Annotated in this window: 18 protein-coding genes and 1 rRNA gene; 16 read left to right on the top strand and 3 right to left on the bottom strand. The window is 54.6% G+C overall.

What is annotated here, in order from left to right:
* Nucleotides 1–78: 78 nt before the first annotated feature.
* A 5S ribosomal RNA gene (rrf, locus tag FLS37_RS01670) occupies nt 79–192 on the top strand.
* Nucleotides 193–377: 185 nt separating this feature from the next.
* Here rrf and FLS37_RS01665 read toward each other — a convergent pair.
* The gene (locus FLS37_RS01665) at nt 378–2126 is read right to left on the bottom strand and encodes an isomerizing glutamine--fructose-6-phosphate transaminase (protein WP_157314172.1); all 1749 of its coding nucleotides are present in this window, start codon (nt 2124–2126) and stop codon (nt 378–380) included.
* 97 nt (nt 2127–2223) lie between these two features.
* Nucleotides 2224–3669 (bottom strand): deoxyribodipyrimidine photo-lyase, encoded by a 1446-nt coding sequence (locus tag FLS37_RS01660; RefSeq protein ID WP_157314171.1) that lies wholly within the window; start codon nt 3667–3669, stop codon nt 2224–2226.
* Between the two features lie 443 nt (nt 3670–4112).
* Here FLS37_RS01660 and FLS37_RS01655 point away from each other — a divergent pair, with 443 nt between their 5' ends.
* From FLS37_RS01655 to FLS37_RS01625, 7 genes are all read left to right on the top strand, one after another.
* Nucleotides 4113–4685, top strand: a complete 573-nt coding sequence (locus FLS37_RS01655; RefSeq protein WP_157314170.1) for a YqgE/AlgH family protein — start codon at nt 4113–4115, stop codon at nt 4683–4685.
* A 163-nt stretch (nt 4686–4848) separates the two neighbouring features.
* On the top strand, nt 4849–5271 hold the full coding sequence (gene ruvX, locus FLS37_RS01650) for a Holliday junction resolvase RuvX (RefSeq protein ID WP_157314169.1): 423 nt from the start codon (nt 4849–4851) through the stop codon (nt 5269–5271).
* A 91-nt stretch (nt 5272–5362) separates the two neighbouring features.
* Nucleotides 5363–6325 carry an aspartate carbamoyltransferase catalytic subunit gene (locus FLS37_RS01645; RefSeq protein WP_157314168.1) on the top strand — a complete coding sequence of 321 codons (963 nt, stop codon included), beginning with the start codon at nt 5363–5365 and terminating at the stop codon, nt 6323–6325.
* A gap of 2 nt (nt 6326–6327) precedes the next feature.
* On the top strand, nt 6328–7602 hold the full coding sequence (locus tag FLS37_RS01640; RefSeq protein ID WP_157314167.1) for a dihydroorotase: 1275 nt from the start codon (nt 6328–6330) through the stop codon (nt 7600–7602).
* A 63-nt stretch (nt 7603–7665) separates the two neighbouring features.
* Entirely contained in the window at nt 7666–8298 is a 633-nt protein-coding gene (locus tag FLS37_RS01635; RefSeq protein WP_157314166.1) for a cold shock and DUF1294 domain-containing protein, read from the top strand.
* Between the two features lie 225 nt (nt 8299–8523).
* Complete coding sequence (locus tag FLS37_RS01630) at nt 8524–9837, top strand: erythromycin esterase family protein (protein WP_157314165.1); 1314 nt, start codon at nt 8524–8526, stop codon at nt 9835–9837.
* 40 nt (nt 9838–9877) lie between these two features.
* Nucleotides 9878–10684, top strand: coding sequence for a transporter substrate-binding domain-containing protein (locus FLS37_RS01625; RefSeq protein WP_157314164.1), 807 nt, complete (start codon nt 9878–9880; stop codon nt 10682–10684).
* Between the two features lie 62 nt (nt 10685–10746).
* Here FLS37_RS01625 and FLS37_RS01620 read toward each other — a convergent pair whose 3' ends face one another.
* Entirely contained in the window at nt 10747–11907 is a 1161-nt protein-coding gene (locus FLS37_RS01620; protein WP_157314163.1) for a D-alanyl-D-alanine carboxypeptidase family protein, read from the bottom strand.
* A gap of 404 nt (nt 11908–12311) precedes the next feature.
* Between FLS37_RS01620 and putA the strand changes: the two genes are divergently transcribed.
* The 8 genes from putA (at nt 12312) to FLS37_RS01580 (ending at nt 23472) form a co-directional block, all read left to right on the top strand.
* A complete protein-coding gene (putA, locus tag FLS37_RS01615; RefSeq protein ID WP_157314162.1) occupies nt 12312–16004 on the top strand; it encodes a trifunctional transcriptional regulator/proline dehydrogenase/L-glutamate gamma-semialdehyde dehydrogenase in 3693 nt (1230 codons plus the stop codon).
* A gap of 164 nt (nt 16005–16168) precedes the next feature.
* A complete protein-coding gene (locus FLS37_RS01610; protein ID WP_157314161.1) occupies nt 16169–17113 on the top strand; it encodes a DMT family transporter in 945 nt (314 codons plus the stop codon).
* A gap of 271 nt (nt 17114–17384) precedes the next feature.
* Complete coding sequence (locus FLS37_RS01605) at nt 17385–18488, top strand: branched-chain amino acid ABC transporter substrate-binding protein (RefSeq protein WP_198314443.1); 1104 nt, start codon at nt 17385–17387, stop codon at nt 18486–18488.
* A gap of 196 nt (nt 18489–18684) precedes the next feature.
* Nucleotides 18685–19599 (top strand): branched-chain amino acid ABC transporter permease LivH, encoded by a 915-nt coding sequence (locus FLS37_RS01600; RefSeq protein ID WP_157314160.1) that lies wholly within the window; start codon nt 18685–18687, stop codon nt 19597–19599.
* Nucleotides 19599–20888: a high-affinity branched-chain amino acid ABC transporter permease LivM gene (livM, locus tag FLS37_RS01595; RefSeq protein ID WP_157314159.1), complete on the top strand. Its 1290-nt coding sequence runs from the start codon at nt 19599–19601 to the stop codon at nt 20886–20888. Before FLS37_RS01600 ends, livM begins: the two co-directional genes overlap by 1 nt.
* Nucleotides 20885–21721, top strand: coding sequence for an ABC transporter ATP-binding protein (locus FLS37_RS01590; RefSeq protein WP_157314158.1), 837 nt, complete (start codon nt 20885–20887; stop codon nt 21719–21721). The genes livM and FLS37_RS01590 overlap by 4 nt, the downstream gene beginning before the upstream one ends.
* Nucleotides 21721–22437: an ABC transporter ATP-binding protein gene (locus FLS37_RS01585; protein WP_157314157.1), complete on the top strand. Its 717-nt coding sequence runs from the start codon at nt 21721–21723 to the stop codon at nt 22435–22437. Before FLS37_RS01590 ends, FLS37_RS01585 begins: the two co-directional genes overlap by 1 nt.
* A gap of 117 nt (nt 22438–22554) precedes the next feature.
* Entirely contained in the window at nt 22555–23472 is a 918-nt protein-coding gene (locus FLS37_RS01580) for a DMT family transporter (RefSeq protein ID WP_198314442.1), read from the top strand.
* The last annotated feature ends 74 nt before the right edge of the window (nt 23473–23546 follow it).

Here is a 23546-nt window from a genome sequence, read left to right as displayed (position 1 = left end):
GTCAAAACGACTTGCTGATGATATTACTTCTTCTATTTCGAGTTGTTGTTTGAAAAGACAGCAACTCCCCCAGTTTTGTCTGGTGACCATAGCGAGGTGGTCCCACTCCTTCCCATCCCGAACAGGACAGTGAAACGCCTCAGCGCCGATGATAGTGCGGATTGCCCGTGTGAAAGTAGGTCATTGCCAGACTACCCTAAGTAAAGAAGCCCAGTTCGAAAGAGCTGGGCTTTTTGCTGTCTGCGAGATCGGCAAAGCGTCGGCTGGGTATGTGGCGGTAGGCTAATTCAGGTCTGGGCTGCAGGCAAATACCTACTTGAAGCTGGGAGTGACTTTACCCCTGCTTCAAAGTCGGCATCTGCGCCTAGATTGTTTTCTCAAGCTGTGATCTGTGATTTTGCCAGATTTCGGGGGCTGTCAATGGTATTGCCGCGCAGCACCGCGCTGTGATAAGCAAGTAGTTGCAAGGCAACGCTGTATACAATCGGTGCCAGATCATGCAGGCCTGATGGCATATGGATGACATTAAACTTGTCGCTGGACGCCAGATTTCCGTCGGAAAGCACAAAGATCTCGCCCCGATTGGCCCGGATTTCGTGCAGATTGCTCAGCATGCGTTCGGCATGGGCATTCCATGGCAAGCAGGCGATCACCGGCAGATCGTCGTTTACCAAGGTAATCGGGCCATGCTTAAGTTCGCCGGCGGCAAAGCCGGTGGCGTGCTGATAGGCGACTTCCTTGAATTTGAAGGCTCCTTCCAGCGCAACGGGGTACATGGCATGCCGACCGATGACAAAGAGATTTTGCTTGCTATGCAGCTCACCAGCCCAGCGTCGCAGCTCTTTGTTGTGATCCAGTGTTGCGTGGATCACCTTGGCCAGATTGTACATTTCCTGCTCGGCGCGGGCGATTTGCTCTGCGCTAAGTGTTTTGCGGGTTTTTCCAAGCGTTAGTGCCAACTGGTAGAGCAGTAGTAATTGTGCCGTGAATGATTTGGTTGAGCTAACTGATAATTCTGCGCCACTGTTGGTGAGCAAGGTGTGGTCGGTGAGTGTGGTCAGTGTGCTGTCGGCGGCATTGCAGAGTGCAATTGTTTCTGGGTGACCTTTCTGTTGCGCCAGGCGCAAAGCTTCTACCGTATCTGCCGTCTCGCCTGATTGCGAGATGGCGATTACCAGTTCGTGGCTATCAGGATGAATGTCGCGATAGCGGTATTCGCTGGCGAGCTCGACCTGGGTTTTCAGTCCGGCCAGGGTTTCAAACCAGTAGCTGGCAATCATCGCTGCATGGAAACTGGAGCCACTGGCCAGCAGAGTTACGCTGTGAATGCCGGCCAGTTTGGCCAAGAGTGGCTTGGGAAAAACCTGCTCGGCTTTGTATTTGTCAACCTGTGCGGCCAGCGTAACAGGCTGACTCTGAATTTCTGCCAGCATATGATGGGGTACGCTTAGTGTCTTGCTGGCCGACATCAGTAGAGGGCTGGAGTCACCATTGCTGTGGCACAGGGCTGGGGCATTCAAGCCAAAGCGCACGACTTCGCCATGGCTAATTTCGTGTACCGGATTGGCACGGAGGCGGATTAACTTGGCACTGCTGCTGCAAATCTGTCCAAGACCGGATTCCAGCCCCAAAAAGAGCGGAACACCCAGATTAAGCGCGTAGAAATATTGCGCGTCCGGGGTGTATTGGGCAATCAGGCCGACATCGCCATCAAATTTGCCTTCCAGTTGCTTTAGCGCTGCGCTGAATGTATGTCCTGCTTGCAGGGCCCGATCCAGTAGTGCCGCGATCAGATTAGCCAGGCTGCAGCTGAGAAGCAGTTGCAATTCACTGGCTAGTTGCTGATGGTTATTGCAAGCCCCCAATGCGCAAACCAGAATGCGCTCCTTATACAGATAGGGCGTAATTGCCCCACTATTGGACAGCGCAGCCAGCAGCCAGCGGCTTGATTCCTGAAAATGAATTTTCTGGACGGGGGTTTGCAGGGTAAAGCGCTGGATTTGGGTGTTGCTACCTGATGAATGCATCATGGCAACATGGTGCTCGTGCGCGCCCAGGATGCCAAGAGAGTCGGCAAATGCGGGCATGATGTTTTGTGGGGCAATCAGAGCAATTATTTCAGGCATGAATTCAAGTCCAGATTGAGCATCCACCGCGGACGCCTATCTGGACATATTAGGCCAAAATGCGCCTGCTGCCGCACTTCAATCCATACCGATGTTGTTATTTCTCCTTGATTGCTGCATCACCTTTGGCCTGCTTGAACAGCGCTAATGCGGCTTCACGTTGTTCGGCGTGATCGACAATGGGCGGGAAATAATCCGTGTCTTGCAGGAAGTTGGCCGAACGGCGCGTACTGGCCTTCGCTTCCCATGGCGCGTGGATGGCCTCATTGGGCAAATCAGCCAGCTCAGGGCAATACCGGCGGATAAATTTGCCTTGCGGATCAAATTTTTCCGATTGCGATACCGGATTGAAAATGCGGAAGTAGGGCTGTGCATCACAACCGGTTGATGCTGCCCATTGCCAGCCGCCATTATTGGCCGCCAGATCAAAATCAAGCAGATTCTCGGCAAAATATTGCTCGCCCCAGCGCCAATCGATTAGCAAATCTTTCACCAGGAAACTCGCCACCACCATGCGCAGGCGATTGTGCATATAGCCGGTTTGGTTCAGCTGGCGCATCGCCGCGTCAACCAGCGGATAGCCCGTCTCACCGCGACACCAGGCGTCAAACAATTCAGGGTGATTAGGGAAGGGCAGCGCATCGTATTCGGGCTTGAACGCATGCTCGACCACATCGGGACGATGCCACAGGATTTGCTGATAAAACTCGCGCCAGATTAGCTCAGATAGCCAAGTTTCTGCCCCTGCGCCGCCGTGGTGAAAAGCGTAATTCACCAGCTCGCGGATCGACACCGTACCAAAGCGCAAATGCACCGATAGATAGGAAACGCCTTTTACTGCCGGAAAATCGCGCGCTTCCTTGTAATCATCAATGCGGTTTTTAAAGTCTTCAAACAGCTTCTCGCCACCGGCCATGCCGAGCGGGATTTTCAATTCGGACAAATTGGTTTTGGCAAAACCCAGCTCTTTGAGCGAAGGAAAATACTGGGCCTTTAACGGCATCAATTTGTGAATAAATTTATTCACCGGCCAAGATTTCATTGCCTTGCTGTCGAGTTTATTGAGCCACGCGCGCTTGTACGGCGAGAACACGCTATACATCGTGCCCGATTGTGTCAGCACTTCATCCTGCTCAAAGATGACTTGATCTTTATAGGTATTGAAGTAGCGGCCTTGTTCTTTAAGGGCTGCAGCCACATACCCATCCCGTTTAATCGCCGCTGGCTCGTAATCGCGATTGCAATAAACGGCACTGGCAGCATATTGCTCGGCCAAAGCGGGGATCTCAACGAGCGGGTCGCCGTGACGAATCACGATGTCGGTGTTGTACTGACGCAGCGCAGTTTTAATGTCTTTCAATGCTTCCCAGATAAACTCAACCCGACGATCCTGCTTGGGCAGTCCCGCCAAAATCGTCGTATCAAACACAAACGCCAGCACCACCTGATCGGCATTTTTCAGTGCGGTATACAGCGCGGCGTTATCAAAAATACGCAAATCACGGCGTAGCCAGACGATGGCGGTGGTCTTTGTCGCGGTCATGGGGTTCTCTTGTTCAATCAATACCGAATGGTAGCGTATTGTACGCTAGCGTAGCCGCTGTGCGTTCAATGCCCAAAAAATGACCGAATCCGAATGGCGAGCTTCCAAATCAAGTTCAAGCAAACTGTCACGCTGCCAAAATGGCATGTGATCTTGCTACTGTTTTTGTTCTGCTTTGGGGTTTAGTGATTCATTGCTGGCAGCGCTCATCGTTCGTCGTTTGGCGAAACGGTATATTTTGCAATCTGATTTAGGTGCTTTGCGGCGCAGTTAGCTTGTATTGCCTATAGGTATATCTCATAGCTGTTTTTAAGTGTGCTTTGTAGGGATATACATGATGGGTATATAAAGCCTGTTCATGACTGCTGTGGCCAAATCGCCGTTGCGATGGCAATTTGGTTTCGCCTCAGCAGCGGCGCAAAAGCTATGCGATAATTGCGGCTATGGAAAATACCGCTGAAATGAATCTCTCGCGTCACTTTCTGGTGGCGATGCCCAGTTTAGCCGACCCGATTTTTGCGCGTTCGCTGATTTTGATTTGCGAGCATACCGCTGCCGGGGCAATGGGGGTGATTTTGAATCGCCCGCTGGGAATGAATCTGCAAACCTTGTTCGAGCAAATCGAAGTCGAGCTGCATCGGCCCGATGTGGCGGATTTGCCGGTGCATTTTGGCGGCCCAGTGCAGACTGATCGCGGTTTTATTCTGCACTCGCCGCTGGGCAGCTGGCAGGCCTCGCTGGCGGTCAGCGATTCGCTGGGGCTAACGACGTCGCGCGATATTTTAAGCGCGGTGGGCGAAGGTGGCGGCCCTGCGCAGATGTTTGTTGCGCTGGGCTTTGCCGGTTGGGAAGCGGGGCAGCTGGAAAAAGAAATCGCTGAGAATTCCTGGCTCACAGTGCCGATGGATGATATGAAAATCCTGTTTGAAGTGCCGTCGGACGAGCGCTATGAGGCAGCGCTGGCGCTGCTGGGCATTGACGTAGCGATGCTATCCAAAGACGCAGGCCACGCATGAAATTGGGGCGCTTTGCTACTACGCCAGCGCTAGACTTTGTCGTGCGCTGCTCGACCTCCTCATGGGCATTAGCCCATTCCGGGCTCTGCGCTGCTACTTCGCGCCTAGCACTGGCTCGCGACGCAAATCGCTCCCAATTTCGTTCTACTTTGGACGTTCTCCTATGAGCACGATTTTAGGTTTTGATTTTGGTGAAGTGAGGATCGGCGTGGCGATGGGCTCGACTGAATTGGGTATTGCGCATCCGCTGGAAACGATTGCGTTTGAAGAAAATGACAAAAAATTTGCCCGTATCGAGGCCTTGATCAAGGAATGGCAGCCCTCCAGCTTGGTCGTCGGCTTGCCGTCGTATCTGGATGGTGCCGAGCATGAGATGAGCCGCTTGGCGCGCAAATTTGCCAACCGCCTGACCGGGCGGTTTAGTTTGCCCGTGCATTTGGTTGACGAGCGTTTGAGTAGTGCCGGTGCAACGCAGGCCTTGAACGAAATCGGCGTACGCGGGCGCAAGCAGAAACCGGCGCTCGATCAGGTGGCGGCAATGCAGATCCTGCAAGCCTACTTCGATGGTAGCGGTATTGTGAATTAGTAAAGGGTATTGCTATGCAGATCAATCTTAACATTATCTGCAGAGCAATACCCTCTTGAATTGAAGTGCAGTAGTGCCCAGTGAGGATGCCATGTATAACCCGCAGTTAAATGCCCAAGGTGAGCTGATTCACCTGTTGACAACCGAAGGTCTGCCGCGCCGCGTCTTGCACCAGATTCTGGATAAAGCCGCTGAGTTTGTTTCCGGTGGCGAATTAGTCAATCAAAAGTTCGCCGATCTGGCCGGAACGTCGGTGTTCAATCTGTTTTTTGAAAACTCGACGCGCACGCGCACGACGTTTGAAATCGCCGCCAAGCGTCTGTCGGCGGATGTCTCCAGCCTGAATATTCAGGCCTCGAGCACCGCCAAGGGCGAAACGCTGCTCGATACCGTCCACAATCTGGAAGCGATGGGCGCGAATCTGTTTGTCGTGCGCCACTCGGAATCGGGCGCGGCGCATTTGATTGCCAAGCATGTCAAGCCAGGTATTGCGGTGGTGAACGCCGGTGACGGCCGCCATGCGCACCCGACGCAGGCGATGCTAGATATGTTCACGATTCGCCATTACAAAGGCGATTTCACCAATTTGCGCATTGCGATTGTCGGCGATGTACTGCACAGCCGCGTGGCGCGCTCGCAAATTCATGCGCTGTCGACTTTGGGTTGCCCTGATATTCGCGTGATTGCGCCAAAAACCTTGCTGCCCACCGGCGTTGAGCAACTCGGCGTGCATGTCTATCACGATATGGCCGAAGGCCTGAAAGACGTGGATGTGGTGGCAATGTTGCGCTTGCAGAACGAGCGCATGGCGGGGGCTTACCTGCCCAGTACGCAGGAGTTTTTCAAATATTACGGCCTGACGCCAGAAAAACTCGCGCTCGCCAAGCCCGACGCGATTGTGATGCACCCGGGGCCGATGAATCGTGGTGTCGAGATTGATTCGGCGGTCGCCGATGGCGATCAGGCGGTGATCTTGCCGCAGGTGACTTTTGGTATTGCCGTGCGCATGGCGGTATTGAGCATTGTGACTGCGAATCAGAAAGGGCTACTGTGATTATGAAGAATATCCATATCAAAAACGGCCAGCTGGTTGATCCATTGGCGGGTACCGAACATGCCGGCGATTTGTTTATCGCTGAAGGCAAAATTGTTGGCGTCGGTAGCGCGCCAGCCGGTTTTGTTGCTGATGAAGTGATTGATGCGAGCGGCCTGGTCGTTGCGCCGGGTCTGGTTGATTTTGCCGCGCGCCTGCGCGAGCCGGGCCAGGAATACAAAGCAACGCTGGCATCCGAAATGGCGGCGGCGGTGGCAGGTGGGATTTCGAGCGTGGTGTGTACGCCCGATACCGATCCGGTGCTCGACGAAGTGGGTTTGGTGACGATGCTGCGCCAGCGCAGTAAAACGCTTGATCTGGCTCGGGTGTATCCGGTTGGCGCTTTAACGCGCGGCTTAAAAGGCGTTGAGATTACCGAAATGGCGCAGTTGCATGAAGCGGGCTGCGTGGCGTTCTCGCAAGGCGATGTGCCGATTGCTGACCTGCAAGTGCTATACCGCGCCATGCAATACGCCGCAAATTTTGGCTTTGAATTGCGCCTGCGCCCCGAAGAGGCCTCGCTGGTGAATGATGGCGTGGCGCACGATGGCCCATACGCTTCGCGTCTTGGCTTGACCGGTATTCCAGTCGTTGCCGAAACGATTGCGATTGCACAGATTACTCAGTTGATGCGTGCCACCGGTTGTAAAGTGCATCTGGCGCGCGTATCGAGCGCGGCCGGTCTGGAGCTGATTCGCGCGGCGAAACGTGAAGGCTTGAAGCTCACTTGCGATGTGAGTATCAACCATATTCATCTGGTTGATCTCGATATTGGTTTCTTTGATAGCCAGTACCGCTTCGATCCGCCACTGCGCTCGGTGGCCGATCGCGACGCGATTGTCGCGGCGCTGAACGATGGTACGATTGATATGATTTGTTCGGATCACGCACCAGTGGATGATGATGGCAAATTGCTGCCATTTGCGCAGGCCGAGCGCGGGGCAACGGGGCTGGAATTGCTGCTGCCACTTACGCTAGCGTGGGCGCGCGCCAACAAAATCCCCTTGCCGCAGGCCTTGGCCAAGATCAGCTCAACGCCAGCGAAAGCGCTGGGCTTTGACGCTGGCCTGGCGGTGGGCAACCGCGCCGATTTGCTGCTGTTTAACCCGCAAGCGAGCTGGTATGTGATTCCGGACAAACTGAAATCGCAAGGTAAAAACACGCCATTTATTGGTCATGAAATGATCGGCAAAGTGGCCAAAACGATAGTCAAAGGCAAGGTCGTGTATTCGGCCTGATTGGCTGAGTGATCAGCCACGCTGAACTTTCGTTTTGAACCGTAATCACCTAGGGGCGACAGCTTGTCGTCCCTTTTTATTGGGCAAAGGCAGAATATGAAGCAGGGCAAGCTGGTGCAGTGGAATGGTGGTAAAGGCTTTGGATTTATTCAGTCGGCAGCGGGCGAGCGGGTCTTTGTGCATATCAGTGCGCTGAAACGCGCCGGGTATTTCCGCCCGAAAGCGGGTGATATGCTGTGGTTTGAGGCGGGCAGCGATGCCAAAGGGCGCGTGCAGGCAATTAATGTGGCGCCGAAAAAAGGCGGCAAACCTGCAGCAGCGAGCGGGGCGAACAAAGATCTGATCGATTATTTGATGTATGGCCTGTTGCCGCTGTTTGTGCTGATGCTGCTGAGCTCGTCGGCGCGCTGGCTATTGCTAGCGATGAGTGCGGGTAGTAGTGCGCTGGTGTTTCTGATGTACTGGCTGGATAAACGTCAGGCCACCCAAGGCGGTTGGCGCGTTCCCGAGGCCAATTTGCATCTGGTGAGCCTGTGCGGTGGCTGGCCGGGAGCCTGGTTGGCGCAGCAAACCTTGCGGCATAAAACGCAGAAAACCACCTTTCGCGTTGGCTTTTTAGCCAGTGCGATGTTGTGCATTGTCGCGCTGGGCTATTTGCTGAGCCAGAAAACGCTGTTGGCCAGCTGGGTGATCTAAGGGTATTGCTCTGTAATCTAGAAATATTGTTAGCTTCAGAGCAATACTGCCTGATGTATGGGCATTGCCGCTGCTGTGCTGCTGGAATGGTATGAATGCTGATCCAGCACAGTGAAGCAGCTAACAGTTGTTGCTCATAATTATAATTTTTGTAATTTTCGCGGCATAAAAATTCATATTTTGCATTATGCTGTTCATCTTTTGTCTGCTAGCTAGGGAAATGCGATGCGTCGATATGCGCTAGGGATGATGCTAGGCTTGGCCTTGGTGGGGTGTGGTGATCAAACAGAAACGGCGCAAACGGCCAGTGGTACTGCGGTGTCGGTGCAAGCTGCATTGAGCGCAGCGCAAGACTGGCTCAAGGCCAATGCCCAGCCGCTTACGGCGCTCGATGTTGCGCAGGCGACGGATACGCAGGATCTGTTAGCGTTTGGCGCGGCAATTGGCGATGCGCGGGTGCTGATCCTTAATGAAGACAGCTACGCCGATGCCAATGCGTTCGAATTAATGAATCGCTTGGTGCAATATTTGCACCAAGAAAAAGGCTTTGATGCCTTGCTGATTGAAAGCGCGATGTTTGATGTGGAAGCCATGTGGCGCAGCGCGACTGAAAAAGACGCCAGTCTGACCGAGCTAGCACCGGGTCGAGTGTTTTATATGTACTCGCAAACCGATGCCAGCCGCAAGGTGCTGCAATACGCCGATAGCGTGCGCAAAACGGATCGGCCTTTGCAATTGCATGGCTTGGATATTCCGCTGGCCGGCACTACGTCGATTAATGAATTGATCCCGGCCTTGGAAAGCTATCTGCAGCAGGGTAATTCGCCAGCGCTGAGCGATGCCGCTTGGCCAGCCTACGTTGAAGTCGCCAAAAAAGCGATTTCACTCAATAGTCAGGGCGCTGATTTGGCGCAATTCAATAAAATCTCGTCGCAGCTGGAAAGCGAGCTGTGTCAGGAGGCTGCTAGCAGCAATGCGATGCGCGACAATGCCGGCTGGTGGTGTCGCCAAGTGCGGGGTATTTCGGCCAATGTGATTCGCCAGCAGCATCGCGATGATAAAAACTATGATTATCGCGATACCGCGATGGCCGACAATGTGCAATGGCTGCTCAATCAGCCGCTGAAAGACAAAAAGGTCATTATCTGGACTCATTCATCCCACGGGATTGCCGCCGTATCGGGCACGAATCCTGAGACAACGCAGGCCATACACACCATGGGCTGGCATTTGCAATCGCAATTGGGGCCGCAACTGTATAGCGTCAAATTATCACCACTGGGCGGGCAAGTGAGCCGCTACTGGGATACCGGCGAGCAGCCTGTGAGCATTGATCCCAATTCGCTGGAGGGCGCTTTAAGTGCTGCGGGTCTCAAACAAGGTTTTATCCATGCGCCGAGCGATGCCGCCATGCTGGCCAATTTTGCCCAATTGAAAAAAACGTATGCATTTGGCAAAGACATCAATGGCGTGTTTTTCTATCCGGCTGCAAGCGCAGCCAAACAAGGTACACATCCCATTTTGCCCTTACCGCAGTAATTTTTTCCACGTTTGAATTAAGTTTGCTGGAGTCGTATTGATGCGTTCTATCGCTGCACTTGTATTGACCATTGTTGCTTCAGTGGCGCAGGCCACTTCGCTCGAAGCCATTCAGAAAAAAGGTGAAATTGTGATCGGGGTGAAAGATTCTTCACCGCCGTTTTCAATGATGGATACCAAAACCCGTTCTCTCAAAGGCTACGATATTGATTTTGCGCTCGGAATTGCCAAGCGTTTGAATGTAAAGCCAGTGTTTAAAATTGTCGAATCGGATGAGCGGATTCCACATATTAAAAATGACACGGTGGATATTGTGGTGGCAGACTTAACCCGTACAGCTGAGCGTGAGCGCGAGGTGGATTTTAGCGTGGGTTATTTTGTGACCGATGATCGCATTATGGCTAAAAAAGGGCGCTTTAAGTCCGAAGCCGATCTAGCTGGTGCTGCCATTGCCGTGACTGCAACATCGAGTACCTCGAAAAAAATGAAGAAAAACTTGCCCAATACACCCTTGGTCGAGTTTGAAGATAAGCCCGAGATGGTTAAGGCACTGCAATCTGGCAGCGTAGCAGGCGTAGCCGCTGATGGTCCGGTACTTTCGGCTTTTTTGGCCAGAATGCCTGCAGCACAGCGTTCGCAATATGAAATCAGTGAGTTTGCACTGGAAGTAAAAACCATTGCGGTGGGGATGCAAAAAGGCGAGAAAAAGCTGCAAGAGGCGATTAATCAAGCCTTGGTCGAAATGGAAAATAGTGGTGAAGCCGTAACGATTTTTAATCGCTGGTTTGGCCCGCAAACCGCAATGCCGATGATGCGGATTTTCAAGATCAGCAATCGTCGCTTTTAATTCATCAAGATAAAAAATCCCCAGTCAACAGACTGGGGATTTTTTTATTGCTAATGCCTCGCTTAGCTAAATAGGCCTTTCCACCACAGGCGAATGGTATCCCAGGCACGGCCAAAAATGCTGGCTTCTTCAACCGCCGATACCGCCACGACTGGCCGCTCGCTCAGCACTTTGCCATCAAGAGAGATCTTCATCGTACCGACTTGCTGGCCAACTTTGATTGGCGCAATCAGTGGCTGCTGCGTGGTCAAGTCGATTTTTAGCTTGGCAGCGTCACCCTTGGGTATGGTGATAAATTGGTCATTCATAAACCCGACGCCCACTTGCGCGTCTTTACCTTTCCATACCGGTACTTGCTGTACCGCTTGTTTGGCAGCGTAGAGCTTAGGGGTTTCAAAAAATTGCGTGCCCCAGTTGAGTAGCTTTGATGACTCAGCGGCACGCACTTCCGGGCTGGCGGTGCCCACTACCACCGAAATCAGGCGACGATTGTCGCGTTTGGTCGATGCAACTAGATTGTAGCCGGCGCTATTGGTGTGGCCGGTTTTCATGCCATCGACAAACGGATCACGGTAGAGCAGCAAGTTGCGGTTAGGCTGGCTGATATTGTTGTACTTGAATTCCTTGATCGAGTAGATGTGATAAAACTCGGGAAAATCATTGATGATGGCATTGGCCAGGCGCGCCAGATCGCTGGTGGTGACATGCAAGGCCGGATCGGGCAAGCCGGTTGAATTGGTAAAATTCGAGTCTTTCAGCCCCAGGCGCTTGGCTTCGGCATTCATCATCTGGGCAAACACTTCTTCGCTGCCAGCAATTGCTTCGGCCAGCGTCACGCAGGCATCGTTGCCCGATTGCACGATCATGCCTTTGATCAGATCGTCCACTGTGGCAGGCACTTTGGGGTCGAGATACATCCGCGAGCCTTCGGTTTTCCAGCCTTTTTCCGACACCAGCAAAGTCTGCTCCAGTTTGAGCTTGCCTTCCTTGACCATTTTGAACGTCAGATAGGCCGTCATCAGTTTGGTCAGCGATGCGGGCTCAACGCGCATATCCGGATCACGCGAGGCCAGAATCTGGCCGCTTTGCTTGTCGTACAGGTAATAGGATTTGGCTGCAATCTCGGGAACAGGCGGCACAAAGGCGTGGGCGGCTGGGCTCAAAAGGATGGCGCTGCTGAAAACGGCAGCGATCAGGCTGCTGGTGATGGCTAAACGAGGCATGTCGGGCGTCTTTACTTTGAAGTAATAAGAATGATTTGTGTCGGCGATTATACGGTGAAAAGAGTGGGAAAGACCGCCATAAAACGCTTTTGTTCCACCACGATGGCCTGATTTTGCCCTGTGCTTTTGTCGCTGGAACTACGGCAGATTTTGTGCTGCACGCATAAATCCCTTAGCGCACAGGCGCTGGCCGAATGCGCTTTGAGCTGTCTTGGCTCGCGGGTTTCCTGTAGGGGAAAATTCGTAGTTTATTTTTGCCGACTACATAATACGATACAGCAAGATTTTCCAGCCGGTTTGCTACGTACTGACAGCGATTTTCAAGGTGACCGGGCCGATATTGACCGCCCTGGATTGCCGCCACGCTGCCCCATTCCAATTTGCCCCTGCCGAGATGTGCCGAAATGACCCAGACTTCAACGCATTACGAATCGCATTTTATCCAGTTTGCGGACTCCATCGCGCAGCAGTCCGGCTTGCGAGCGGCGATTACGGCGGCGTATCGCCGCAAGGAAGCCGATTGCATTCGTGATTTGCTCTCCTCCGAGCTGCAGCCGGATGCCGCTCAGGCTGAGCAAATCTGCGCGCTGGCGCAGCAATTGGTGCTGGCCTTGCGCAGCAAGAAAAGCGGCGGTGTAGAAGGGCTGATCCAGCAGTTTTCATTATCAAGTCAGGAAGGCGTTGCGCTGATGTGTTTGGCCGAAGCCTTGCTGCGCATTCCGGACGCCGCTACACGCGATAATCTGATTCGTGACAAGCTCAGCGGTGGCGACTGGTCGAACTATCTGGGGCAATCCGAGTCGCTGTTTGTCAATGCCGTAAGCTGGGGGCTGATGCTCACCGGCAAGCTGGTCAGCGTTCATGATGAGAAATCGCTGGGAGCCGCCTTGACCCGTCTGGTTGCGCAAGGTGGCGAGCCCTTGATTCGCAAGGCCATGGATATGGCGATGCGCATGATGGGCGAGCAGTTTGTCTGCGGTGAAACCATCGCCGATGCGCTCAGGCACAGCCGCAAATTTGAACCCAAAGGTTTTCGCTATTCCTACGATATGCTGGGCGAAGCAGCGATGACCGAAGACGATGCGCAGCGCTATTACGCCGCTTATGAGATGGCGATACATGCGATCGGCAAGGCGGCCAACGGGCGTGGCATTTATGAAGGCCCGGGCATTTCCATCAAATTATCCGCACTGCACCCGCGTTATTCGCGTGCCAAACACGAGCGCGTGATGCGCGAATTATTGCCACGGCTGCTCAGTCTGGCGCGTCTGGCGCGTGATTATGATATTGGTCTGAATATCGACGCGGAAGAAGCCGACCGGCTGGAGATCTCGCTCGATCTGCTTGAAGCGATGTGTTTTGACGCTGAACTCAAAGGCTGGAACGGCATTGGCTTTGTCGTTCAGGCTTATCAGAAGCGTGCGCCGCTGGTGCTCGATTATCTGATTGATCTGGCTCGCCGCAGCCAGCATCGCTTGATGATCCGTCTGGTCAAAGGCGCGTACTGGGACAGCGAAATCAAGCGTGCCCAGCTTGACGGGCTGGACGACTACCCGGTGTACACGCGCAAAATCTACACCGATGTGGCTTACCAGGTGTGCGCTGGCAAACTACTCGCCGCGCCGGTGGAGATTTACCCGCAATTTGCCACGCACAATGCCCAGACGCTGGCGAGTATCTATCATATGGCGGGCGGCGAGGCCGCTTATTACCCCGGCCAGTATGAGTTCCAGTGCCTGCACGGGATGGGGGAGCCATTGTATGAAGAGGCGGTGAGCAAGCTCTCCCGCCCATGCCGGATCTATGCGCCGGTTGGCAGCCATAAAACCCTGCTCGCCTATCTGGTGCGGCGCTTGCTGGAAAATGGCGCCAACAGCTCGTTTGTGAACCGTATTGCCGATGAACAAGTACCCGTGACCGAGCTGAGCGCTGATCCGTTTACCCAGGCGCGCGCGATTACGCCGCTGTATTCGCCCCATGCGCAGATTGGCTTGCCCGGACAATTATTCGGCGACGATCGCAGCAATTCGCGCGGGCTGGATTTATCCAATGAGCAGCAACTGGCCAGGCTGGCTAGCGCATTGCAGGAAAGTGCCGGCATGGCGTGGCGTTCGGCCGCCATGCTGGCAGATCGACCAATCGTCGATATAGAGGCTGCGCTCACACTGGCGCAGCAGGTGCTTAACCCTGCCGATCATAGCGATATAGTGGGGTATGTGCTTGAAGCTAACACTGATGATGTCCTGCAGGCCTATACCCATGCCGTTCAATCTGGCTGGCCTAGTGCTGCCATTGCCGTGCGCGCGGCCTGCCTGAATCGGGCGGCTGATTTGCTTGAAGCGCGGATGCCGGTGCTGCTGGGCTTGCTGGTGCGCGAGGCGGGCAAATCGCTGCCCAATTCGATTGCCGAAGTGCGCGAAGCCGTTGATTTTCTGCGCTATTACGCTGCGCAAATCGGTAAGGATTTCCGGGTCGAAACGCATCAGGGGCTTGGGCCTGTGGTCTGCATCAGCCCGTGGAATTTTCCGCTGGCAATTTTTGTCGGCCAACTGGCCGCCGCGCTGGCGGCTGGTAATCCGGTGCTTGCCAAACCGGCCGAACAAACGCCGTTGATCGCCGCCGAAGCGGTGCGTATTTTGCATCAGGCGGGCATTCCTGCCGATGCTTTGCAATTGCTACCGGGGCAGGGCGAAACCGTCGGCGCGGCGCTGATTGCCGACTCGCGCTGCAAAGGCGTGATGTTTACCGGCTCGACCGAAGTGGCGCGCATTCTGGCCAAAGTGTTTGCGCAAAGGCTGGATGAGGAAGGCCGCGCGATTCCCCTGATCGCCGAAACTGGCGGGCAAAACTGCATGATTGTCGATTCATCTGCGCTGGCCGAGCAGGTGGTTGGCGATGTGATCATGTCAGCCTTTGATTCGGCAGGGCAGCGCTGTTCGGCATTGCGCGTGCTGTGCTTGCAAAGCGAGATCGCCGATCATGTACTGGACATGCTCAAAGGCGCGATGCTGCAATTGCAAATCGGCAACCCGGCCGTGTTGGCCAGCGATGTGGGGCCGGTGATTGATCGAGATGCGCAGGCGCAAATTCTGCAACACATCATGCAGCTCAACCCTGCGCAAACTTTTTCGCTGCCCTTGCCCGAGGCATGCCGCAACGGTACTTTTGTCGCCCCGACATTGATCGAAATCGGCCATTTATCCGAATTGAAACGCGAAGTATTCGGCCCGGTGCTGCATGTGATCCGGTATCAGCGCGAGCAGCTGGACGACATGCTCGCACAGATCAGGGCCACGGGCTATGGCCTGACCTTTGGTCTGCATAGCCGGATCGACGAAACCATCGCGCATGTGCTGAGCCGTGTGCATGTGGGCAATATTTATGTGAACCGCAATGTGATCGGCGCCGTGGTCGGCGTACAGCCCTTTGGTGGCGAAGGGCTATCGGGCACCGGCCCCAAAGCCGGTGGCCCGCTGTATCTGCAACGCTTGCTGGCACGACGGATTGAAGCGCCGGTGCTGGCTTCGGCCAGCACGCTGGCCGATCTGGCGGCGTTTCGTGAAGCAATCTTGCCCGTGTACGGCGGTGCAGCACAACGCTGCGCACGCTATCTGGCCCAGCTGAAACAGGCTGATTATCTGGATTTACCTGGCCCGACCGGCGAACAGAACCGCTATTTCATGCTGCCACGCGGCATGGTGCTGTGTCTGTGCGAGTCGCTCACGGGCGCATTGGCGCAATGGACTGCTGTGCTCTCCAGCGGCAATCAGGCGATTTTCGCCGATGTACCCGCCGTGCGTGAGCTGCTCAAGCTGATCCCTGCGTCTCTGCTGCCCCGCATCCGTGTGCTTGATCGCCAGCAGGCTCAAGAGCAGCCATTCGACGCCGTGCTGTTTGAAGGAGACGCCGCTGGTTTGCTGGCCTTGAATCAAACTCTGGCCAGCAGGGACGGCGCCATTATTCAGGCTCAGGGTTGGTCCAGCCAGATGCTGGAACAGGGCCGCGATTATGAGCTAAGCCGCCTGATCGCCGAGCGATCCGTCAGCATCAATACGGCCGCCGCAGGCGGTAATGCCAGCCTGATGGCGCTGGGGTGATGGCAAAAATGCTAGTGGGTATTGCCATGTGATTCATTGCTAGCAAGCTTTTGAAGGTAATACCCCTTATTAATTAATTTCAACTACAGCACAATTTCTACCTCGCTACTCAAGGCACGGCATTGCTAGCGCGCGGGATTTAGGCCCGGCTGATTAGAGGAAATATGGTTAAAGGTTTGGTCTACGGCGCGCTGGCGGGTGCTGTGTGGGGAGGGGTTTTTCTGGTGCCGCGCTGGCTGGGCGAATTTAGCCCGATGGCGCTGATGACCGGGCGCTATGTGGCCTATGGTCTGGTGTCCCTATTGCTATTGCTGCCGCTATTGCGTCAGCTCTGGCCACGGCTAAGCCAGCACGACTGGCTGGTGCTGGCCGCTTTAAGCGTATCGGGCAATTTGCTGTATTACTTTTTGCTGGTGGTGGCGGTGCAATACGTTGGCGTTGCGCCCACATCGTTGGTGATCGGCATGGTGCCGGTGGTGGTGACGCTGGTGGGCGCACGTGAACGTGATGCGATTGCATTGCGGCATCTGCTCTGGCCGCTGCTGGCGATTGTCGCCGGGGCGGCCTGTATCAGTTATGACGTTTTTGCCAGCGAGCTGGCAGATGGTCTGGCGCAGGATCAATCGGGCAAGATTCTCGGTTTGCTCGCGGCCTTGGGGGCTTTGCTGGCGTGGAGTTTTTATGCCATTGGCAATGCACGGCATTTAAGCCGAAGGCCTGATCTAGGTAGTCATGAATGGTCTTTGCTGACAGGTTTGCTGACAGGGTTAATGGCTTTGCTGCTGGCGGTTTTGTATTTTTCCCCGGCAATAAGTAGCGCCCCTGCCGAGCAGATTTCGCCGGCTTTTCTGCTCCTGATGGCCGCGCTGGCAGTGGGCCCATCGGTGATCGGCACCGGTTTGTGGAACGCAGCCACGCGCCGACTTCCGCTGACGTTGGGTGGGCAACTGCTTATTTTTGAAACAGTTTTTGCCTTGCTGTATGGCTTTGTCTATGAGGGCCGCTGGCCCCGCCTACTGGAAAGCATTGCAATTGTTCTGCTGCTGGGGGGCGTACTGGCATCGTCCTGGACGCATGCTCGCCAGCCAGCGGGAAAATCGGCTGCATAAGTTTCCCGCCTATCTGAACTGAGGAAAATACTTACAGAGGAGTCTGAAATTATGTTGTAGCTTTACATGCAGCTGTACCTGTCATTTTGCTGTTTTATCTGTCTGCGTGATGCAGGCAGAAGCCGGGTCTAAACACAATCACGCTTGCTGGCGGCATACATCGCTAAGCAGACAGCAGCAGTTCCCGTGGATGGCGGCTTGACGCCAGAAGTGAAAACTGTTGGCCAACCACCGATGGCATGAATGCCCGAATCGAATTCAGGAGATACCCATGAACACCTTGCAGAAAAAATTGTCAGTTGCCGGTGCTTGCGTCGCAAGCATGTTGAGCGCCCAAGCGTTCGCCGATTATTCAGTGGCAATTGCCGGGCCCATGACCGGCGCCTACGCATCGGCCGGTGAGCAGATTAAACGCGGTGCCGAAATGGCCGTTGCCGATATTAATGCCAAGGGGGGGGTGAACGGGCAGAAGTTGAAGCTGGAAATTGGCGACGATGCTTGTGATCCAAAACAGGCCGTTTCGGTGGCCAATGCCATGGTGAACAAAAAAATTGTCTTTATGCACGGGCACTGGTGTTCAAGCTCGACGATTCCTGCTTCCGATATTTACAACGAAGCACAAATCCCGATGGCCACGGTGTCAACTAATCCGCAAGTGACCGAGCGCGGACTGAAAAACATTTTCCGCATTATGGGGCGCGATGATCAGCAGGGTGGTGTAGCGGGCGCTTATGTGGCCAAACGCTTTGCCGGGCAGAAAGTGGCGGTGCTGGATGATAAGAGCGCTTACGGCAAGGGTCTGGCTGATGAAACTGCCAAAGGCATGCAGGCCAAAGGCATGAAACCCGCCTTGCGCGAATCGATTACCGCGGGCGAGAAAGACTATTCCGGCATTGTCTCGAAAATGAAAGCGGCGGGCGTGCAGGTACTGGTTTACGGCGGCTACCACACTGAAGTGGCGCTGATTTTGCGCCAGGCACAGCAGGCAGGCATGAAGCTGATGGTGATGGGCGGCGATACGCTGAGCAATAATGAAATCGTCACTGCCGCAGGGGGCAATGCCGATAGCGTGCTGTTTACTTTTGCGCCTGATTCACGCGCCAATCCGGCTGCGGCAGATGTGGTGAAACGTTTCCGTGCTGCCAAGGTTGAGCCAGATGGCTATGTGCTGTACGCCTATGCAGCCATGCAGCTTTTCCAACAAGCAGCTACTACGGCCAAAAGCGTGAAATACAACGACTTGCGCAAGGCATTGGCAGGCGGCAGCTTTAATACCGTCGTTGGCAAAATGTCGTTTGATGCCAAAGGCGATTTGAAAGTGCCGGCTTTTGTTGTTTACCAGTGGAAAGGCAACAAGTACGAAGCGGTGAAATAAGACCCGGTATCGGGGCTGCGCCGGCCAACACCGTGGCAGCCCCGATCAAGCTATTTCCGGAAACAAAATCCAGCGAGCAAACCGGATACATTCATCAGCCAATAAGCCTGCCACCTTAGTCATCGTGGCAGGATTTGGATAGACGTACCTTGATGATGATCAGGATTTGCCGCGAATCCATAGAGAGGTGGACACAGTGGGACAATTTATTCAACAGCTCATCAACGGGCTGACACTGGGTTCGGTGTATGGCCTGATCGCGCTGGGTTACACCATGGTGTACGGCATTATCGGGATGATCAATTTTGCCCACGGCGATATCTACATGGTTGCGGCCATTATCTCCGTGACGGTCATTACTTTGCTGGCTGCACTGGGTATCAGCGCAGTGCCGCTGGCGCTGATGGTGACCTTGCTGGTGGTGATGGCGTTTACTGCCGTATACGGCTGGTCTGTCGAGCGGGTTGCTTATCGCCCCTTGCGCACCGCTCCCCGTCTGGCACCGCTGATTTCAGCCATCGGCATGTCGATTTTTCTGCAAAATATGGTGCAGCTGACCCAGGGCGCTCGTGTCAAACCGATTGCCGATATGATGCCGGGGCAGTTTAATCTGTTCACTTTTGATGGCTTTACCGTCTTCCTTTCCTATACCCAGCTGATGATTATCGTGGTGACGGTGGTTCTGCTGGCTATCTTTACCTACATCATTACCCGCACTTCATTCGGGCGTCAGCAGCGCGCCTGTGAGCAGGATCAGACAATGACAGCATTGCTGGGGGTGAATGTCGATCGCACCATTTCGCTGACCTTTATGCTGGGTGCAGCGTTGGCGGCGATTGCTGGCGTGATGGTCACGATTTATTACGGCGTGGTTGATTTTGCCATCGGTTTTGTGGCCGGTCTCAAGGCGTTTACCGCCGCGGTGCTGGGCGGGATCGGCTCCTTGCCGGGTGCTGTGCTGGGTGGTTTGATCATTGGCATGCTTGAATCGTTCTGGAGCGCTTACTATTCACCGGAATACAAGGATGTGGCCGGGTTTGCACTGCTGATTCTGGTGCTGATGTTCCGCCCTAGCGGTTTGCTGGGCCGTCCTGAAGTGGAGAAAGTGTGATGACAACATTTCAGGCTAGAACACATACAGTCACGCTGACCGAGCGGCTCAAGGACGCGACCAATGTGGCGTTGATTGCGATTTTGCTCGGTATTCCGATGATCGGTCTGCATACCGTCGATGCAGGTGGAAAATTGATGGTGGCCACACGCTGGCCGTGGTTGCTCGCTTTTGTCGCTACGATGTTTTTCGGGCGATTGGCGCTGCAGTTTGCCATTGACCAGTTCAAGCTCAAGCGTCTGACGCGTCAGCGCACACGAACGCTGGAGGTTGCTACACCGCGACCCTGGCTAAAGTGGCTGGGTTACGGCCTGCTGGGTTTTTCGCTGGTGCTGCCGATTGCTTTTTCCGATAACCGCTACGTGGTTGACACCGCCACCACGGTGCTGATCTACGTCATGCTGGGCTGGGGGCTGAATGTCGTTGTCGGGCTCGCCGGGCTGCTTGATCTGGGTTATGTCGCCTTTTACGCCGTTGGGGCGTATAGCTATGCGCTGTTGTCAACGCAATTTGGCTGGAATTTCTGGGAAACCCTGCCCGTTGCCGGAGCGCTTGCTGCCCTGTTTGGCATTTTGCTGGGCTGGCCTACCTTGCGCTTGCGCGGTGACTACCTTGCGATTGTGACGCTGGGTTTTGGCGAGATTATCCGTGTCATCCTGATTAACTGGACCGAGTTTTCCGGTGGCCCCAATGGCATTGGTTCGATTGAGCGCCCAAGCTTTTTTGGTCTGCCATTCAAGCCCGATAGCGATGATGGCGCGACTTTTGCGTCATTCTTCGGTCTGGAATACGCCAGTGAGCATCGGGTGATTTTTCTGTACTACCTCATTCTGGTACTGGCTTTGCTGACCAATCTGTTTATTGCACGGCTACGCAAATTGCCGGTCGGGCTGGCCTGGGAGGCTGTGCGTGAAGACGAGGTCGCCTGCAAGGCGCTGGGTATGAATGTCACCAATGTCAAACTATCCGCTTTTGCGATTGGTGCCATGCTGGGCGGCTTTGCCGGGGTATTTTTTGCGGCACGTCAGGGTTTTATTTCGCCAGAGAGCTTTGTTTTCTCCGAATCGGCGACCATTCTGGCGATCGTGGTGCTCGGCGGTATGGGAAGCCAGTTTGGCGTGGTGATTGCCGCGAGCTTGCTGGTAATCTTGCCCGAGTTGGGGCGTGATTTCTCCGAATACCGGATGTTGCTGTTTGGTGCGGCAATGATATTGATCATGGTCTGGAAACCGGGCGGACTGATTTCTCGTCGTGAGCCGAGCAAAGTGCTCGCTGGAGTAGAAAAATGAGCAATCAACAAAGCCATCTGCTTGAAGTGAAAAACCTGACGATGCGTTTTGGCGGTTTAACGGCCATCAACGATCTGTCACTGGGGATAGAGGGGGGCAAAATCACCTCGATTATCGGCCCCAATGGCGCAGGTAAAACGACCTTTTTCAATTGCCTGACCGGCTTTTACAAACCCACAACCGGCAGTGTGCAAATGAATCACCCGGAGCACGGCGCGCTGTTGCTGGAAAAAATGCCCTCGCATCTGGTTGCACGCAAGGCCAGTGTGGTGCGCACTTTTCAGAATATTCGCCTGTTTCCCAATATGACGGTGCTGGAAAACCTGATTGTGGCGCAGCATAACGCATTGCAAAAAGCGTCCCACTTTTCACTGGCCGGCTTGCTCGGACTGGCCTCGTACCGGCAAGCGAGCGAGGCGGCGATGGAAAAAGCCGAAATGTGGCTGACCCGTCTGAAGCTGCGCGACATTGCCAATATGCCAACCGGTAATCTCTCTTACGGTACACAGCGCCGCGTCGAAATCGCGCGGGCATTGTGTGTTGATCCACTGCTGATTTGTCTGGATGAACCCGCAGCGGGGCTCAATCCGCGCGAATCGGCCGAGCTCAACGATTTGCTGCTCTATCTGACGCGCGAACATCACAAAGGCGTGATGCTGATCGAGCACGATATGAATGTCGTGATGAAAGTATCGGACCATATTTGCGTCCTGAATTTTGGCAACAAAATCGCCGAAGGCACTCCAGAGCAAATCCAGAATAATCCCGAAGTCATCAAAGCCTACCTGGGCGAAGAAGAAATCGAGGATACGACAGAAGAAGAGGCGGCCTGATGCTCCAATATACAGATGTTCATGCGCACTACGGCGCGATTCACGCTTTGCGCGGGGTTACTCTTGATGTGCAGGAGGGCGAGATCGTCACGCTGATCGGTGCCAATGGGGCAGGCAAATCAACGCTGATGAATACCCTGTTTGGCAAGCCGCGTGCATCGGCGGGCAGCATCAGTTTTCTGGGGCAGGATATTAGTCGCCATCATACGCATGATATTGCCCGTAGCGGCTTGGCGCTGGTGCCGGAAGGAAGACATATTTTTGCGCGCATGAGCGTGCTGGAAAACCTGCAAATGGGGAGCATTTTTAGTGATCCTGCGCATTTTGACGCCGATTTGCAGCGGATTTACGGCATGTTTCCGATTTTGCAGCAAAGGCTGGAGCAGCGGGCCGGGACTTTATCCGGTGGCGAGCAGCAAATGCTGGCCATTGGCCGTGCGCTGATGAGCCGCCCCAAGGTGCTTCTGCTCGATGAGCCATCGCTGGGGCTGGCGCCGCTGTATATCAAGCAGGTATTCAATATTATCCGCGAGCTAAACGAACGTGACGGCATGACCATTATGCTGGTCGAACAAAATGCCCACCATGCGCTGCGCATTGCCCACCGTGGCTATGTCTTGCAGCACGGCGAAATTGTGCTCAGTGGTACGGGTAAAGAATTGCTCGCTAGCCCGGAAGTACGTGCGGCGTATCTGGAAAGCAGTGCCCACGCATAAACGCAGTCAGTGATGACGCGTATCTATCTGTGAGTGGCCTTGTCTGTGAGTGCCTGCTGGCGCTCACAGCGCCCTCAATTCTTCGTCCGCTCGCCGGGTTCTCAAATTGGCATGGCCTTGAACTTCAATCGCTACTCGCTGTATTTGCTTGCATCCATGGCGCTGGTTGGCGCCAATGTCGGCATTGGCAAGGCCATTGTCATGGTGGTGCCGGTGCTGCTGTTTACGTTGATGCGCTTTGTGGTGGGCGTGGCGTTTTTGCTGCCGCACTACCGGATCGCACGGATGAAGCAAGTCAGCCGACGGCAATGGCTGGGGCTGTTTTTGCAGGCGCTGTTCGGTACGTTTCTATTTACTTTACTGATGCTCTACGGGTTGACGCAAACCAGCGCCATGGCCGCCGGGGTGATTACCAGTACGATACCGGCGGTGGTGATCGTGCTGTCCTGGCTGGTGCTGCGCGAAAAACTGCACGCCCGTGCTGTGCTTGCCGTTGTACTGGCCGTCATCGGCATGCTGATGATTAATGTCTCCCAAGCGGATAGCGGTGGCGCAAGCACCTTGCTCGGTAATGCGCTAATTGCCGCTGCCGTGGTCTGTGAATCTATTTACGTGATTCTGTCGCGCCGCCTAACGCAGTCACTCGCGGCCATCGAGATTTGTGCATACACGCATCTGATCGGTTTATTGCTGATTCTGCCCTTGAGCCTGAGCACGCTCTGGCAGTTTGATTTTGCCGTGATCGATTTGCCCGGCTGGGGAATGATAATCTGGTACGGACTGGCGGCCAGTGTCTGGTCATTCTGGCTGTGGATGAAGGGCATCCAGCATGTTCCGGCGCAGCAAGCCGGAGTGTTTACCGCCGCCTTACCGGTGGCGGCCATGCTGTATGCCATGATTTTTCTGGGGGAGAGTGTCACCGTGGCGCATGGCCTGGCGCTGCTGTGTGTGATGGCGGCGATTATTTGCGCCAGCGGCAGGCCGCCAAGTGGCTCCGTCGCTAGCCCGCAAGCGGGCAGCACTCGGCAGGGATAAGGCGCAGCGCTGACGCGCGCTGCCTAGTGGGTTGTGAATGCTGCCCCTCGGCGACTTACTTCGACCCATTCCAA

It is taken from the genome of Chitinibacter sp. GC72, from assembly GCF_009760905.1.
Classification (GTDB): domain Bacteria; phylum Pseudomonadota; class Gammaproteobacteria; order Burkholderiales; family Chitinibacteraceae; genus Chitinibacter.
Note: the sequence above shows the minus strand (reverse complement) of the source record. Positions and strands in the feature narration are given on the sequence as shown.